At 31.1% G+C, this 14,699-nt stretch carries 13 protein-coding genes and 1 CRISPR repeat array (1 of these 14 only partly in view); of the genes, 7 read left to right on the plus strand and 6 right to left on the minus strand.

Annotated features, from left to right (window positions below):
• Positions 1 to 26 precede the first annotated feature (26 nt).
• Positions 27 to 2,504 (minus strand): ribonucleoside-diphosphate reductase subunit alpha, encoded by a 2,478-nt coding sequence (locus IEW41_RS11785; protein WP_188606568.1) that lies wholly within the window; start codon positions 2,502 to 2,504, stop codon positions 27 to 29.
• A gap of 202 nt (positions 2,505 to 2,706) precedes the next feature.
• Entirely contained in the window at positions 2,707 to 3,687 is a 981-nt protein-coding gene (locus IEW41_RS11790) for a ribonucleotide-diphosphate reductase subunit beta (RefSeq protein WP_188606569.1), read from the minus strand.
• 700 nt (positions 3,688 to 4,387) lie between these two features.
• On the opposite strand from IEW41_RS11790, the gene IEW41_RS11795 reads away from it, so the two are divergent.
• Positions 4,388 to 5,122 carry a LytR/AlgR family response regulator transcription factor gene (locus IEW41_RS11795; protein WP_188606570.1) on the plus strand — a complete coding sequence of 245 codons (735 nt, stop codon included), beginning with the start codon at positions 4,388 to 4,390 and terminating at the stop codon, positions 5,120 to 5,122.
• Positions 5,123 to 5,210: 88 nt separating this feature from the next.
• Positions 5,211 to 7,106 carry a tetratricopeptide repeat protein gene (locus tag IEW41_RS11800; protein ID WP_229660218.1) on the plus strand — a complete coding sequence of 632 codons (1,896 nt, stop codon included), beginning with the start codon at positions 5,211 to 5,213 and terminating at the stop codon, positions 7,104 to 7,106.
• A 1-nt stretch (position 7,107) separates the two neighbouring features.
• On the opposite strand, the gene IEW41_RS11805 is transcribed toward IEW41_RS11800, so the two are convergent.
• Positions 7,108 to 7,677 carry a DUF3109 family protein gene (locus IEW41_RS11805; protein WP_188606572.1) on the minus strand — a complete coding sequence of 190 codons (570 nt, stop codon included), beginning with the start codon at positions 7,675 to 7,677 and terminating at the stop codon, positions 7,108 to 7,110.
• A 90-nt stretch (positions 7,678 to 7,767) separates the two neighbouring features.
• On the opposite strand from IEW41_RS11805, the gene IEW41_RS11810 reads away from it, so the two are divergent.
• From IEW41_RS11810 to IEW41_RS11820, 3 genes are read left to right on the plus strand one after another with little or no spacing between them, the layout of a single operon-like run.
• Positions 7,768 to 8,355 (plus strand): MarC family protein, encoded by a 588-nt coding sequence (locus IEW41_RS11810; protein ID WP_188606573.1) that lies wholly within the window; start codon positions 7,768 to 7,770, stop codon positions 8,353 to 8,355.
• Between the two features lie 15 nt (positions 8,356 to 8,370).
• The gene (locus IEW41_RS11815; RefSeq protein WP_188606574.1) at positions 8,371 to 8,577 is read left to right on the plus strand and encodes a hypothetical protein; all 207 of its coding nucleotides are present in this window, start codon (positions 8,371 to 8,373) and stop codon (positions 8,575 to 8,577) included.
• Positions 8,577 to 9,179 (plus strand): FAD-dependent oxidoreductase, encoded by a 603-nt coding sequence (locus IEW41_RS11820; RefSeq protein WP_188606575.1) that lies wholly within the window; start codon positions 8,577 to 8,579, stop codon positions 9,177 to 9,179. The genes IEW41_RS11815 and IEW41_RS11820 overlap by 1 nt, the downstream gene beginning before the upstream one ends.
• A gap of 4 nt (positions 9,180 to 9,183) precedes the next feature.
• Here the strand turns inward: IEW41_RS11820 and IEW41_RS11825 are convergent, their stop codons facing one another.
• The 3 genes from IEW41_RS11825 to IEW41_RS11835 form a co-directional block, all read right to left on the minus strand.
• Positions 9,184 to 10,773, minus strand: coding sequence for a S41 family peptidase (locus IEW41_RS11825; RefSeq protein ID WP_188606576.1), 1,590 nt, complete (start codon positions 10,771 to 10,773; stop codon positions 9,184 to 9,186).
• A complete protein-coding gene (locus IEW41_RS11830; RefSeq protein WP_188606577.1) occupies positions 10,773 to 11,204 on the minus strand; it encodes a deoxycytidylate deaminase in 432 nt (143 codons plus the stop codon). The genes IEW41_RS11825 and IEW41_RS11830 overlap by 1 nt, the downstream gene beginning before the upstream one ends.
• Before the next feature lie 193 nt (positions 11,205 to 11,397).
• Entirely contained in the window at positions 11,398 to 11,988 is a 591-nt protein-coding gene (locus tag IEW41_RS11835; RefSeq protein ID WP_188606578.1) for a HupE/UreJ family protein, read from the minus strand.
• 121 nt (positions 11,989 to 12,109) lie between these two features.
• On the opposite strand from IEW41_RS11835, the gene IEW41_RS11840 reads away from it, so the two are divergent.
• Complete coding sequence (locus IEW41_RS11840; RefSeq protein ID WP_188606579.1) at positions 12,110 to 13,372, plus strand: Y-family DNA polymerase; 1,263 nt, start codon at positions 12,110 to 12,112, stop codon at positions 13,370 to 13,372.
• On the plus strand, positions 13,363 to 13,812 hold the full coding sequence (locus tag IEW41_RS11845) for a LexA family protein (protein WP_188606580.1): 450 nt from the start codon (positions 13,363 to 13,365) through the stop codon (positions 13,810 to 13,812). The genes IEW41_RS11840 and IEW41_RS11845 overlap by 10 nt, the downstream gene beginning before the upstream one ends.
• A 220-nt stretch (positions 13,813 to 14,032) precedes the next feature.
• A CRISPR array of direct repeats spans positions 14,033 to 14,699; the repeat unit is 46 nt; unit sequence GTTGTGAATTGCTTTCAGAATTGTATTTTTACTTAGCATTCGCAGT (it continues 2,185 nt past the right edge of the window).

Below are 14,699 nucleotides of genomic sequence, written 5' to 3' on the forward strand. Positions count from 1 at the left end.
TTTTTTTTACACTTAAAATTGGTTTATTAAGAACCGCACATTAAACAATCGTCTCCTTCTGCTTCTTTAGCTTGAGCAATTAATGCTTTCATCTCTTCGGCAGTCATTGGTTTTACTTCGGTTGTTTCTTGTGCAAACTTTGCAGCTGTTTTTGCAGCTTGTTGTTTTTGTTTATTCACTACAGTTTCATCTACTTCAACAATTTCAGATTCTTCTGCAACTGGCTCTTCTTTTTTAACAGAATCTAAAGTAAATTTAATAGCATCAACAGCACTCTTAGTACGTAAATAATACATACCTGTTTTTAAGCCGCTCTTCCAAGCATAAAAATGCATAGATGTTAATTTAGCCATTGTAGCACCTTCCATAAATAAGTTAAGTGATTGTGATTGATCTATAAAATATCCTCTGTGACGAGACATATCTATAATATCTTTCATACTCAATTCCCAAACAGTTTTATATAACTCTTTTATATCTTGAGGTATATTATCTATGTTTTGAATAGAACCGTTAGCTCTCATTATTTCTTGTTTTAGCCCTTCATTCCAAAGTCCTAATTCTACTAAGTCTTCAAGTAAATGCTTGTTAACCACAATAAACTCACCAGATAATACACGACGTGTATAAATGTTAGATGTATATGGTTCAAAACATTCGTTGTTTCCTAATATTTGAGATGTACTTGCCGTTGGCATTGGTGCAACTAATAATGAGTTGCGAACACCATGTTTTTTAACTTCTTTACGTAGTTTACTCCAATCCCAAAGACCACTTAACTCTTCATCTTTAATTCCCCAAAGGTTATATTGAAACTCTCCATTACTTATTGGAGAACCTTTATAAGTTTCGTATGGTCCATCTTTTTGAGCCTCTTCCATACTTGCTGTAACTGCAGCAAAGTAAAGTGTTTCAAAAATATCTTGGTTTAGTTTTTTAGCTTCATCACTTGTAAAAGGCATTCTTAACATGATAAATGTATCTGCTAAACCTTGTACTCCTAACCCAATTGGACGATGACGAAAATTAGAGTTTTCAGCCTCTTTAACTGGGTAATAATTTCTATCAATAACTTTGTTTAAGTTTTTGGTAACTCGTTTCGTGATTTTGAACAGTTCTTTATGATCAAACTCACCATTTTTAACAAACATAGGTAATGCAATAGAAGCTAAATTACATACAGCAACTTCGTCTGGAGATGTATACTCCATAATCTCAGTACATAAATTTGAAGAACGAATAGTTCCTAAATTTTTCTGGTTAGATTTACGGTTGGCAGCATCTTTATATAGCATGTAAGGTGTGCCTGTTTCAATTTGAGATTCTAAAATTTTCTCCCAAAGTTCGCGTGCTTTTATTGTTTTGCGACCTTTACCTGCTTTTTCATATTTAGTATATAATGCTTCAAACTCTTCGCTATGAACATCGCATAATTCTGGACACTCGTTAGGACACATTAATGTCCACATGCCATCTTCTTGTACACGCTCCATGAATAAATCAGAAATCCACATTGCGTAAAACAAGTCACGAGCACGCATTTCTTCTTTTCCGTGATTTTTCTTCAAATCCAAGAAATCAAAAATATCAGCATGCCACGTTTCCATATAAATAGCAAAACTTCCTTTACGCTTTCCTCCTCCTTGGTCTACATAACGAGCAGTATCATTAAATACCTGTAGCATTGGTACAATACCATTACTTGTTCCGTTTGTTCCAGCAATATAACTACCTGTAGCTCTAATATTATGAATAGATAAACCTATACCTCCTGCAGATTGCGATATTTTTGCAGTTTGTTTTAGTGTATCATAAATACCTTCTATACTATCATCTTTCATTGTTAATAAGAAACAAGATGACATTTGAGGTTTTGGTGTACCTGCATTAAATAGTGTTGGCGTAGCGTGAGTAAAATATTTTTTAGACATTAACTCGTATGTCTCAATTGCTGCATCTAAATCGTTTAAATGTATACCTATTGACACACGCATTAACATATGTTGAGGGCGTTCAGCTATTTCACCATTTAATTTTAATAAGTAAGAACGTTCTAAAGTTTTAAACCCAAAATAATCGTAACCAAAATCGCGATTATATATAATTGTAGAGTCTAAAACCTCTTTGTTTTCCATAATAACCTTATACACATCATCAGCTAAAAGAGGTGCTTTTTTTCCTGTTCTAGGGTTAACGTAAGTGTATAAATCTTCCATTACTTCACTAAAAGATTTTTTAGTGTTTTTATGTAAGTTAGATACAGAGATACGTGCTGCTAATCGTGCGTAATCTGGGTGTGCAGTAGTCATAGTTGCTGCGATTTCGGCCGCTAGGTTGTCTAACTCACTTGTTGTAACACCATCATACAAACCTTCAATAACACGCATTGCTACTTTTACTGGGTCTACAAGTTCGTTAAGTCCATAACACAATTTTCTCACTCTCGCAGTGATTTTGTCGAACATCATTGGCTCTCTGTGGCCATCTCTTTTTACTACATACATATTGCTACACTTTTTTATGTTTTCTGTACACCTTTCAGAAAACGGGATTAATTAGTTAGTTGTTTTATTTTGATTTTTTGGGTAAAAAAGGCTGTTCCGAAAATTCGGAATTCTTTAAACACTTAAAACCAAACTGTTTAGATTAATTAATTTGATTCTTGTTTTTACTGAAAAAAATCAGCCATTTACAAGAACACTCTTATTAGAAATCAGCATCAAAGCTGAATTTATCTTTCTCTTCTTCTTTATTTAGAACACCAGCTTTTTGGTATTCTGATACACGCTTTTCAAAGAAATTTGTTTTTCCTTGTAAAGAAATCATATCCATAAAATCGAACGGATTTGCTGTGTTGTATTCTTTTTCACAGTCAAGCTCTGTTAATAGTCTGTCAGTTACAAACTCTAAATATTGAGACATTAAATTAGCATTCATCCCAATTAAACTTGCTGGTAAAGACTCAGTAATAAACTCTCTTTCAATATTTAAAGCATCAACCAAAATTTCTCTAATACGTTCTTTTGGCACTTTATTTACTAAGTGTTTATTATGTAAATGCACAGCAAAATCGCAATGCACACCTTCATCACGTGATATTAGCTCGTTAGAAAATGTTAAACCTGGCATTAACCCACGTTTTTTAAGCCAAAATATTGAGCAAAATGCTCCTGAAAAGAAAATACCTTCAACAGCTGCAAAAGCAATTAAACGCTCAGCAAAACTTGGAGATTCAATCCATTTTAAAGCCCAGTCTGCTTTTTTCTTAATCGCAGGAAAAGTCTCAATAGCATTAAATAATTGATTTTTTTCTGTCTCATCTTTTACATAAGTATCAATCAATAATGAATAGGTTTCACTATGTATGTTTTCCATCATAATCTGAAACCCATAAAAGAATTTTGCTTCGCTATATTGCACTTCATTTACAAAATTTTCCGCTAAATTTTCATTTACAATACCATCACTTGCAGCAAAAAATGCCAAAATGTGCTTTATAAAATAACGCTCGTCATCATTTAACTTATTTTTCCAATCTGTAAGATCTTGGTGTAAATCAATTTCTTCAGCTGTCCAAAAACTAGCTTCGGACTTTTTATACCATTCCCAAATATCATGATGTTGAATAGGAAAAATAACAAAACGATCTTTGTTTTCTTGCAATATTGGTTCTGTAAATTGAGACATTTCTATTTGTTTTTTTAGTTGGAAAATTTAGATAAAAAATGATGTGATTTGGGACTAACAAAGATTCAAAAATGTGGTCGAAAATGAAAGGTAATTTTATAAACAATGTTAACAAGTTTTTAACAACGCAGTGTTTATCGCTTGTGACAGAGGTTTTTGCGCATGAAAAGATATGAATTTGATTTTCAGACAATTAAAAAAACGAAAGGCTTGAAACCCTTATGGAATAAGGATAGTTAAATTTAAAAAAAATGTGTTTTTTAATCCTTAAGTCGCTCAAAAAACACAAATAAAAAAGAGAGCTTATATAAAGCTCTCTTTTTTTCCCAATAATTAACTAAACTAACTAAAACTAATATAGTTATTTTTAAAAATATTTTGTGGTGATAAAAAAGTCAGGAACTTTCCTGACTTTTTGTTGATTAATAGCATTTAATCACAAAGCGAATCCCCACTCACTTTATATTGTAATAATTTAGTATCTAACTAATATAAATTTGAAGTAAATATGCATATATAAAATCACAAAGTAAATGACATATGTATAGTTGGTAGCAAAATTTGTATAGTTGGTAATTAGGGTGAAATTTTATTAATCATTCTATAATGATTTGTAATTTATTGTCTTTTTACACAAAAAAAACTACTAATCATACATATGTTACATGCATCAACCTCATATATTATTATATTTGAAGTTATGATAAAAGCAGTAATTGTAGATGACGAACCTAAAGCAATCCAAAGCTTGTCTTGGGAGTTAACTTCTTTTAGTGATGAGATAGAAATTATTAAAACATTTTCTAACCCTGAAGAAGCTATTGACTACCTAGATAACAATGTTTTAGACTGCTTGTTTTTAGATATTCAAATGCCAACAATGGATGGCTTTCAGTTTTTAGATAAGCTTACCAATAGAGATTTTGCTGTTGTTATTACTACTGCCTATAACGAATATGCTATAAAAGCATTAAAACATGAAGCTATAGACTATTTGTTAAAGCCCATAGATTCTGATGATTTAAGTGACACCATATTAAAAATAAAAAAACATAATAGTAGGCTAGTAAACTCTTCAAAAATTGAAGAAGTATTGCTAAATTTTAATGCTAAACACGATAAAAAGAAAATTACCATAAATACAGACGGAAAATTAATTTTTATAGACGCCGAAAGTATAGAGTTTGTTGAATCTGATGGTAACTATAGCACCATTTTTATTGAAGACGGTCAAAAAATAGTAATTACAAAAAAACTTAAAGAGGTGAGTTTAATTTTGCCTGAAACTTGTTTTTTTAGAATCCACAACTCATTTATTATTAACCTTAATAAAATAAAAGAGTTTATAAAAAATGATGGTTATGTTATCATGGAATCTAATCATAAAATTCCTGTTGCCAGACAACGAAAATCTGATTTTTTAGAAAAGCTATAGTATGCAAAAAATCCTCCCTAAAAACATATTATTAGCCAAATTAAAACTATGCCTTTGTTTTATAGTGTTTTTCAACTCAATAGTTTTAATGGCGCAAACTAATAAAGATTCAATCTTTAATGAGAGCATAATGCATAGTCGTTTAATTAAGCTGAAAAACTACTCAAGTATAGACTCTGTGTTTTCGAGTTTTAAGAATGATAGTATTAAAATGAAAACACTAGCATCTAGAGCTTCTGAAAACAAATATCCTGAAGTAGAGTGTTATGCTTTAATATCTGTTGGAAATATTTATAGAAATGTTTCTAATTATGAAACATCTATTAATATTCTTAAAAAAGCAGAAAAAATAGCAGATAGTATTAATAATGTAGAACTAAAGGTTGTTAGTTTAAATATGTTAGGTGTTGTATATAGACGTATAGATTTAATTAGACCTGCACTAGACTATCACAAAAGAGCACTAGATATTGCTAGCTCTTTTAAAAACCCATCAGCCGAACTTAAACATAGTGTTGCTGTTTCACAAAATAGCTTAGGAAATATTTATTTAACCTTAGAACAATATGATTTAGCCATTTCTCTTTTTACCAAATCTCTAAAAATTGAAGAAGAGTCTAATAACATTTTAGGGCTTGCTATTAATAATCAGAATATTGGCTACGCTCAAGAAGCTATGGGTAATTTAGATATAGCTCTAAAGCATTTTGAATTGTCTCTAGATTATAACACCCAAATTAACTCAGACATTGGATTGGTAATTTGTTATAACAGTATTGGAAAAATATACACAAAACAAAACAGGCTCAAAGAAGCTGAAATTATACTAGAAAAAGCACTGCAAAAATCATTAATAATTAACGATAAATATTATATAGCAACCTCATACATCAATTTTGGTTCTAACTTAAATGAGTTAAAACAATATAAAGCTTCAGAGAATTATTTATTGAAAGCCCTAGAAATTTCAAATCAATATGGCCTTAAGTCATTTATTATAGAATCTCATGAGGCCTTATCAAATTTATACAACAATACTAAGCAGTTCGAAAAAGCCTTGTTTCATTATAAATCGGCTATAGATTTTGAAAAAACATTGACAAGTAAAATTAATATTCAATATGCCAATGATATTATTTTACAGTATGAAGACGAAGTAAAAAATAATCAAATAAAAGCCCTTGCTGAAGAAAATGAATTGGTAAAACTAAAGCTCAACAGGAATCAGAAAATATTCTGGTTTACTCTATTAGGATTAATCATCTTGGCAATAATATTATTTTCTGTAAATAGGACTAGGCAACTAAATAACGAAAAACAGATTCTCACATTAGAACAAGATATGTTAAGAAGCCAAATGAATCCTCACTTCATTTTTAATTCTTTAAACTCTATTAAGCTTTATATTATAAATAATGAAAAGGAAAATGCTGTTTACTACTTAAATAAATTCTCAAAGTTTATCAGAAAAATTTTAATTGCGTCAACAGAAAAAGAAATGTCTTTAGAAGATGAGTTAGAAACTATGCAACTCTATATGAATATTGAAAACATTCGTTTTTCTAACGCAATAGATTTTAAAATAAATGTTGAAGAAAGCATAAATACAGCTAGTATAAAAGTACCTTCTTTAATACTACAACCCTTTTTGGAAAACGCACTATGGCATGGCCTTTCATCAAAAAATGATGAAAAAAATATTGTATTAAATGTTTACAAAACGTCTGATGATTTTGTTACTATCTCAATTACAGACAATGGTATAGGACGAAAAGAAGCTGAACGCATAAATAAAGACAAAGTGCTTAAACGAAAATCTGTTGGAATAAACATTACAAAAGCACGTTTGGCTAATTTTTCAAAACGATATACAACCGATTATAAAATTACAATTGAAGATTTATATAACGACACAAAAAAACCTATCGGAACAAAAGTTATTGTTAATATACCTACGCGATCTAATGCTTTAAAAACTGCATAAATTAACGCTTATAAGTTTCAGCTACTTTTTCTAGTTGCATATACCAGTCTTCACCAAATTTTCTAATTAGTGCTTGTTTTACAAACTTGTAAACTGGCACTTGTAATTCTTTACCTAAAGTACAGGCATCATCGCAAATTTCCCATTTATGATAATTAACTGCAGAAAACTCAGTGTAATCTTTTACTCTAACTGGATATAAATGGCAAGATACTGGTTTTTTCCAGTTTATTTCACCTTGATTATGCGCTTCCTCAATAGCGCAAAGTGCTGTTCCTTTTTTATCAAAAATAACATACGCACAATCGGCTCCGTTTATTAAAGGTGTTTCAAACTCACCATTTTCTGTTGTTATAAAAACACCTTGCTCCTCGATAGCTGCAATACCCTCTTTTCGTAAAAACGGCTTTACTTTTGGGTAAATATCTTCCATGATTTTGGTCTCTGCTAACTCTAAAGGGGCTCCAGCATCACCATCAATACAACAGGCACCTTTACATGCAGATAAATTACACACAAAATCTTTTTCGATAATGTCCTCTGAAACTATGGTTTTTCCTAATTGAAACATGACGCAAAAATACTTAAACTTTATAGTTTTTTAACGTTAAGAATAAGGATTAATGCTCTACTTTTGCAAAAAATCTTAAAGATATAAGTAATGGAACTTAATATTAAAGAAATATTTACAGCCTTTATGGTTCTTTTTGCCGTTATAGATATTATAGGTAACATTCCTATTGTAATTGATTTACGAAAAAAGGTTGGGCATATTCAAAGCGAAAAAGCATCAATTATTTCTGGTGTTATTATGATTTTATTTTTGTTTTTAGGGCAAAACATATTATCGTTAATTGGTATTGGTGTTAACTCGTTTGCTGTGGCTGGTGCTTTTATTCTTTTCTTTATTGCTTTAGAAATGATTTTAGGTATTACATTATATAAACAAGATGAGCATACTGCAATGACTGCTTCGGTATTTCCTTTAGCTTTCCCGTTAATTGCTGGTCCAGGAAGTTTAACAACTTTATTATCATTACGCGCAGAGTTTAGAATTGAGAACATTATCGTTGCTGTAGTTTTAAATGTAATTATTATATTTATTGTACTAAAAACATCGGCTAAAATAGAACGTGTATTAGGTCCAAATGGCATTGATATTATTCGTAAAATATTTGGTGTAATATTGCTAGCTATTGCTGTAAAACTATTTGCTCATAATATTAAAGAGCTTTTTGAGCTAGCTTAAAAATTTAATACTAAAATGAAACTTTTTACTATTCTTTTATCAGTAATTGCATTAGGATTAATTGCTTTTAATGCTACAAAATTAAATTTTGATGCCCTTTTTGAAGGCGAAAGCATTATTGCAATTATAACTATTGTAGCTTCACTTTGTGTTATTATTTTAATGCAAATTTTAAGAACCTCTAAACGTATAGAGCAACTATCAAAACGTAATAATAACTAATGTTTGATGCGCTAATAATTGGTGGTGGTGCAGCTGGCATGTCTTGTGCATTAGTACTAGGTTCTGCTAAAAATAAACCTTATGCAGAACATAAGCATATTGGCATTATTGCACATCAGCGAACATCTCATTTACAAAGCGCTTTGTTTAATAATGTTTTAGGGTTGGCTCCTGGCACTACAGGACAATCTATTTTAGAAAGTGGTATAAAACAGCTCACAGATTTGTATCCTCATGTTGAGCAAATAAATGATGAAAAGGTTTCTGAAATAATTAAAACTACCGAAGGTTTTAAAGTGGTTACTAATAAAACAACTCACACCTCAAAACTTGTTGTAATTGCAGTAGGTTATACTAATTTGCTAACAATAAAAGGACTAGAAAAACATATAGAATCTCATCCTAGAGCAGTTGCAGAAAAAGAACGTATTTGGCTAAAAAACAACAATCATTTAATTGAAAACGGATTGTATGTTGCTGGCACTTTAGCTGGTTGGCGAAGCCAGTTTGCTATTGCTTCTGGTAGCGGAGCACAAGTTGCTACAGATATTTTAACGCTGTGGAATGATGGAAAAGATGCTCAAGTACACGATAAAGTTTAAATTATCATTCCTGGCTTAACTTTATTACTTCTTCAATCATATCATCATTGGAATTTATAATTTCTTCGTAAACATTTCTGCCATATAACTGATCTGCCAAAGCTGCTTTTATTAACTTTTTCATTTCATCATGGTAAGCTACAAATGTGACATTTGCATTTTCTTTAAGGTTTAAATAATCCTGAAACTTAATAACAACATCGTCACTAATTATAAAATTATTTATAAAGTCTTTTTGAGTGACATTCTCATATACTTTTCTGTCTTTATCTAACTCTTCAAAAACAAAATAACTAATATAGCCACTACGTTGAATGTAGCTTAAAGTTTCATTTTGTATACTAGTGTCTAAAGGCACAAAAATATCAGGAATAATACCTCCTCCTCCATATACAACCTTCCCTTTTGGCGTAGTAAATCTTAATGAATCTGCAACCTTTATACTGTTATAATCGTTTAATTCGCCATTACGTTCGCGCTTATAATAATCTTTATAATAATTGTCATTATCTCCATTACTATATGGTCTTTGTATAGATCGTCCTGTTGGTGTATAGTAACGAGACACTGTTAATCTAACAGCACTCCCATCACCCAAAGCCATTTCTCGTTGTACAAGACCTTTACCATAACTACGTCTGCCAACAATAGTGCCTTTGTCATTATCTTGCAATGCTCCAGCAACAATCTCGCTCGCTGATGCAGAATTTTCATTTATAAGTATAAAAACTTCACCTTCTTCAAAATCACCTTTGCGTGTTGCAAAGCTTTTTTCGACTTTACCAGATTTGTTTTTTGTAAACAAAATAAGCTTATCGTCTTCTAAAAATTCATCAACTATTTGCTCTGCAATCCCTAAAAAACCACCTGGATTGTCTCTTAAGTCTAAAGCCAGTTTTGTTGCACCTTGATTTTGAAGTTGGTCTAACGCCTTTTTAAATTCTTTATAGGTAGATTCTGCAAAACGATTAATCTTAATATATCCAAGATCTGACGTAAGCATATAAGCAGCAATCACACTTTTTATTGGTATATCTGATCGTTTTACAGTAAAATCGAGCAGTTTTTTTTGTCCTTTTCGATATACTTTTAGGTTAATTTTAGAGTCTTTTTCCCCTTTAAGTTTCTTAATAATTGCCTCGTTACTCCATTGTCTTCCAAAAATTGAATCGCCATCGGCTACAATAATTCTGTCGCCACTTTTTATTCCTGCTTTTTCGCTTGGACCACCTTCAGTTGGTCTAATTACAGTAATTGTATCTCTATACGTATAAAAGCTAACGCCTATACCTACAAAATCACCTTTCATGTTTTCTGTAACACGTTGCAATTCACTTTTAGGTATATAAGTGGAATGAGGATCAAGATTACTTAAAATACCATTCACGGTAACATCGACAATGCTATCTGTATTAACATCATCAACATACTCATAATCAATATAATCTATAAGTCTGTTAAGTTTATCCTTTTTACTATTTGAGGTAAAAAGCCTGTCTGAAGTATCTGTAAAATTTAGTTTTCCACCAATAAAAACACCTGCCGCAACTGCAACTCCAGTAATTAGTGGTATGTATTTTTTTTGAAAACCCATTATGAGTCTAAATCTTCAATTAATTGCAAATCTATTCCTGCTTTCTCTAAAAATTGTAATCCAGAATTGTCTTTATAACCTTCTCTATAAACAACTCTTATAATTCCAGCTTGATGTATTAATTTACTACACTCTTTACAAGGTGATAATGTAATATATAGCGTAGCACCTTTACACGATTGTGTTGATGCTGCAACTTTTAAAATAGCATTAGCTTCGGCATGTAATACATACCATTTTGTGTAACCTTCATCATCTTCACAATAGTTTTCAAAACCTGTTGGAGTGCCATTATATCCATCAGAAATAATCATTCTATCTTTAACAATAATAGCACCTACTTGTTTGCGCTTACAATGAGATAATTTTCCCCATTCCTCTGCCATTCTTAAATAGGCTTTGTCGTATCGTAATTGTTTCTTTTTTGGCATTAAAATTTAATGTTTTGGGCGTTTTTATTTTTTAATAAAAATAAAACAAGCTTTCGGTAGTCGCTATTTATTTTTAAAATAAATGAGCTTCAACAATACCTCAATCTTTAACGCAGAACTATATAACGAATATAGTAGGTTAGTATTTTAATTTTTACAATTATGAGTTAAAATTTTATCAAAAATACAGTATTCAAGAAAATAACCTACTGTTAATAAGCATTGGTATTAGTAATCCAACAACAACTGCCGAAATTATCATTACCCAATCACGTTTAGAAAATCTAAAAAGAGTCTGGCAAATAAATCCTATAAAAATGACAATAAAAGCAACAATAAGCTGACCAATCTCAATACCTAACGATATTTCTAAAAGGGTTATAAATTTATTATCCGTTTTAGTTAATAACGATTCAAATGCAGATAAATAACCTAAACCATGTACTAACCCGAAAAACAATGTGGTAAAAAACAAAATACCAGCCTTTTCGTTTTGTGCCTTTTTTCCTGCTGTAAACACATTGTATAAGGCTATAATTAAAATTGTAATTGGTATTAATAACTCTACCAACTGAATATTAACTCTTATAATATTAAACGTTGCTAAAAGCAATGATAATGAATGACCTATAGTAAAAACAGTAACTAGTAGTAATACTCTCTTCCAGTCCTTAAACAAATAAGGAAGGCATAGCACAATTAAAAATAAAATGTGGTCGTAGGCATTTACGTTAAGCACGTGATACATGCCATGTTGTATGTGAGGCAAAAAAGTATCGAACATAAGTTTATTATTTGGGTTGAGTCAAAGTTACGATTTATAACCATTTGTCAAAATAAATTTTAACACATTCATTATGGCTAAAAATTATAATTATTAATGCTTTTAGGCTAATTTTATACACATGTTTGCACTAGTAGATTGTAATAATTTTTATGCGTCTTGCGAGCGCGTTTTTCAGCCACAATTAAACAATAAGCCTATTGCTGTTTTGTCTAATAATGATGGTTGTGTTATTTCGCGTAGTGATGAAGCTAAAGCTTTAGGCTTGCCTATGGGAGCGCCTGCTTTTAAGTACGAAGCGTTTTTTAAACAGCATAATATTAGTGTGTTTTCGTCTAACTACTCGCTATATGGCGATATGAGCGAACGTGTAATGACTATTCTAAATCAGTTTACTCCAGATGTTGAGGTTTATAGTATAGACGAAGCTTTTTTACAATTTAAAGGATTTGAAAATTATAACTTAAACGATTATGGTCTTCAAATGCGACAACGCATTCTCAAGTGGACAGGAATACCTACTTGTGTTGGTATTGCGCCAACCAAAGCGCTATCTAAAGTGGCTAATAAAATAGCTCGCAAATTTCCGAAACAAACTAATGGTGTGTATGTTATAGATTCTGAAGAAAAACGAATAAAAGCTTTAAAGTGGTTAAAAGTTGAAGATGTTTGGGGAATTGGCTATGGTTTACAAAAACGGCTGAAAGCCAAAAATTGTAAAACAGCTTACGATTTTATTCAGCTTTCTGATGATTGGATTCGTAATAATTTTTCAATCACAGAGTGGAAACTTAAAAAAGATCTTGAAGGTATCCCAACTTTAGAACTAGACTATAAAGAACCTAAGCGTTCTATTGCAACAACACGTAGTTTTGAGTACACGTATTCCGATTTAGAAAATATTAAAGAGCGCGTATCTACCTTTGCTACTAGCTGTGCCGAAAAATTAAGAAAGCAAGGCTCTAGCTGCCATGTTATTATAGTGCTATTAAGTAGCGATAGACATAAAAAAGATTTACCTCAACATAAAACCAGCAGGACCATAAGTCTCCCTTATGCCACAGACTCATCATTAATTATAAGCGATTGTGCAGTAAAAGCAGTAGCTTCAATATTTAAAGAAGGTATTAAATATAAACGTGCTGGAGTTATTGTTACAGGTTTGGTGCCAACCGACAATCATCAACTCAATTTGTTTCAGCATGAAAACCCAAAACACAAACCATTAATGCAACGTATTGACGCTATAAATCATAAATACGAAGCAGCAAAAATAAAATTAGGAAATCAAGATTTAGAACGCACTTGGAAAATGCGTCAAGAACGCCTATCTTTAAAATATACAACCAATATTAACGAAATACTTACTGTAAAATGTCATTAAAATTTTTCACTCCAAAACATGCTTTAGAGTTTTATACTCCAGACGAAACTCAAAGTTTAGACATTGTTTTAGCGCAAACTGGTATTTCGGCTGGTTTTCCTTCTCCAGCTGACGACTTTAGAGATAATAAAATAAGTTTAGATAGAGTTTTAGTAAAAAATAAAGAAGCTACTTTTTATGCCAAGGTAAGTGGGCAATCAATGATTGGTGCTGGTTTAGACGATGGTGATTTATTAGTTGTAGATAAAAGTTTAGAACCAGAGCACAACAAGATTGCTGTTTGTTTTATTGATGGCGAATTTACAGTAAAACGCTTACAGGTTACTAAAGAAGGAGTGTTTTTACTACCAGCAAATCCTGCTTATGAGCCAATACAGGTTACTGAAGATAATAATTTTCAAATTTGGGGTATTGTAACTCACGTGATTAAGAGGATGTAAATAAAAAAACCTGCTAATCATTAAATTAACAGGCCTTGTACACAACATTGACCTATTCTTGAACCAGAATTTAGATTTTTTCAAAAATCTTTTATAACATTAATAACTTCAATCATCTCTACGCAACAAACTAATATTTAACTTTATTGAAATTTTAAACGAAATTATATTTTTACTTGGCATTCGCAGTAGAATATGATGTATATATATTCGAGTCACAGTTGTGAATTGCTTTCAGAATTGTATTTTTACTTAGCATTCGCAGTTTGTAACAAAATAACACAAAAAAGAAACAGGTTGTGAATTGCTTTCAGAATTGTATTTTTACTTAGCATTCGCAGTTAACAATCAAACACACATTTCAGAGCTTGAGTTGTGAATTGCTTTCAGAATTGTATTTTTACTTAGCATTCGCAGTAAAGTAGCTATTAACGAAATGGCAAAATGGGTTGTGAATTGCTTTCAGAATTGTATTTTTACTTAGCATTCGCAGTCTTACCAAAAATAGCCGTAGAAATAGGTAAGTTGTGAATTGCTTTCAGAATTGTATTTTTACTTAGCATTCGCAGTTAAAGACGATCCAATTCAAGTTGGAGAGGTGTTGTGAATTGCTTTCAGAATTGTATTTTTACTTAGCATTCGCAGTTTTTTTTATCTAACTGAAGTTCGTACCCAGGTTGTGAATTGCTTTCAGAATTGTATTTTTACTTAGCATTCGCAGTCTTAAAAATAGCAACTATGATGTTTTAGATGTTGTGAATTGCTTTCAGAATTGTATTTTTACTTAGCATTCGCAGTTGGAAAAACAATTAACAGCAGCTGAAGCCAGTTGTGAATTGCTTTCAGAATTGTATTTTTACTTAGCATTCGCAGTCGATACGTTCCTT

Source organism: Aquaticitalea lipolytica, from assembly GCF_014641635.1.
Classification (GTDB): domain Bacteria; phylum Bacteroidota; class Bacteroidia; order Flavobacteriales; family Flavobacteriaceae; genus Aquaticitalea; species Aquaticitalea lipolytica.

Bases quoted from the DNA above. Each gene is read 5' to 3' on its own strand.
- IEW41_RS11785 (WP_188606568.1), bottom strand. From the start codon at position 2,504: ATGTATGTAGTAAAAAGAGATGGCCACAGAGAGCCAATGATGTTCGAC.
- IEW41_RS11790 (WP_188606569.1), bottom strand. From the start codon at position 3,687: ATGTCTCAATTTACAGAACCAATATTGCAAGAAAACAAAGATCGTTTT.
- IEW41_RS11795 (WP_188606570.1), top strand. From the start codon at position 4,388: ATGATAAAAGCAGTAATTGTAGATGACGAACCTAAAGCAATCCAAAGC.
- IEW41_RS11800 (WP_229660218.1), top strand. From the start codon at position 5,211: ATGGCGCAAACTAATAAAGATTCAATCTTTAATGAGAGCATAATGCAT.
- IEW41_RS11805 (WP_188606572.1), bottom strand. From the start codon at position 7,677: ATGTTTCAATTAGGAAAAACCATAGTTTCAGAGGACATTATCGAAAAA.
- IEW41_RS11810 (WP_188606573.1), top strand. From the start codon at position 7,768: ATGGAACTTAATATTAAAGAAATATTTACAGCCTTTATGGTTCTTTTT.
- IEW41_RS11815 (WP_188606574.1), top strand. From the start codon at position 8,371: ATGAAACTTTTTACTATTCTTTTATCAGTAATTGCATTAGGATTAATT.
- IEW41_RS11820 (WP_188606575.1), top strand. From the start codon at position 8,577: ATGTTTGATGCGCTAATAATTGGTGGTGGTGCAGCTGGCATGTCTTGT.
- IEW41_RS11825 (WP_188606576.1), bottom strand. From the start codon at position 10,773: ATGGGTTTTCAAAAAAAATACATACCACTAATTACTGGAGTTGCAGTT.
- IEW41_RS11830 (WP_188606577.1), bottom strand. From the start codon at position 11,204: ATGCCAAAAAAGAAACAATTACGATACGACAAAGCCTATTTAAGAATG.
- IEW41_RS11835 (WP_188606578.1), bottom strand. From the start codon at position 11,988: ATGTTCGATACTTTTTTGCCTCACATACAACATGGCATGTATCACGTG.
- IEW41_RS11840 (WP_188606579.1), top strand. From the start codon at position 12,110: ATGTTTGCACTAGTAGATTGTAATAATTTTTATGCGTCTTGCGAGCGC.
- IEW41_RS11845 (WP_188606580.1), top strand. From the start codon at position 13,363: ATGTCATTAAAATTTTTCACTCCAAAACATGCTTTAGAGTTTTATACT.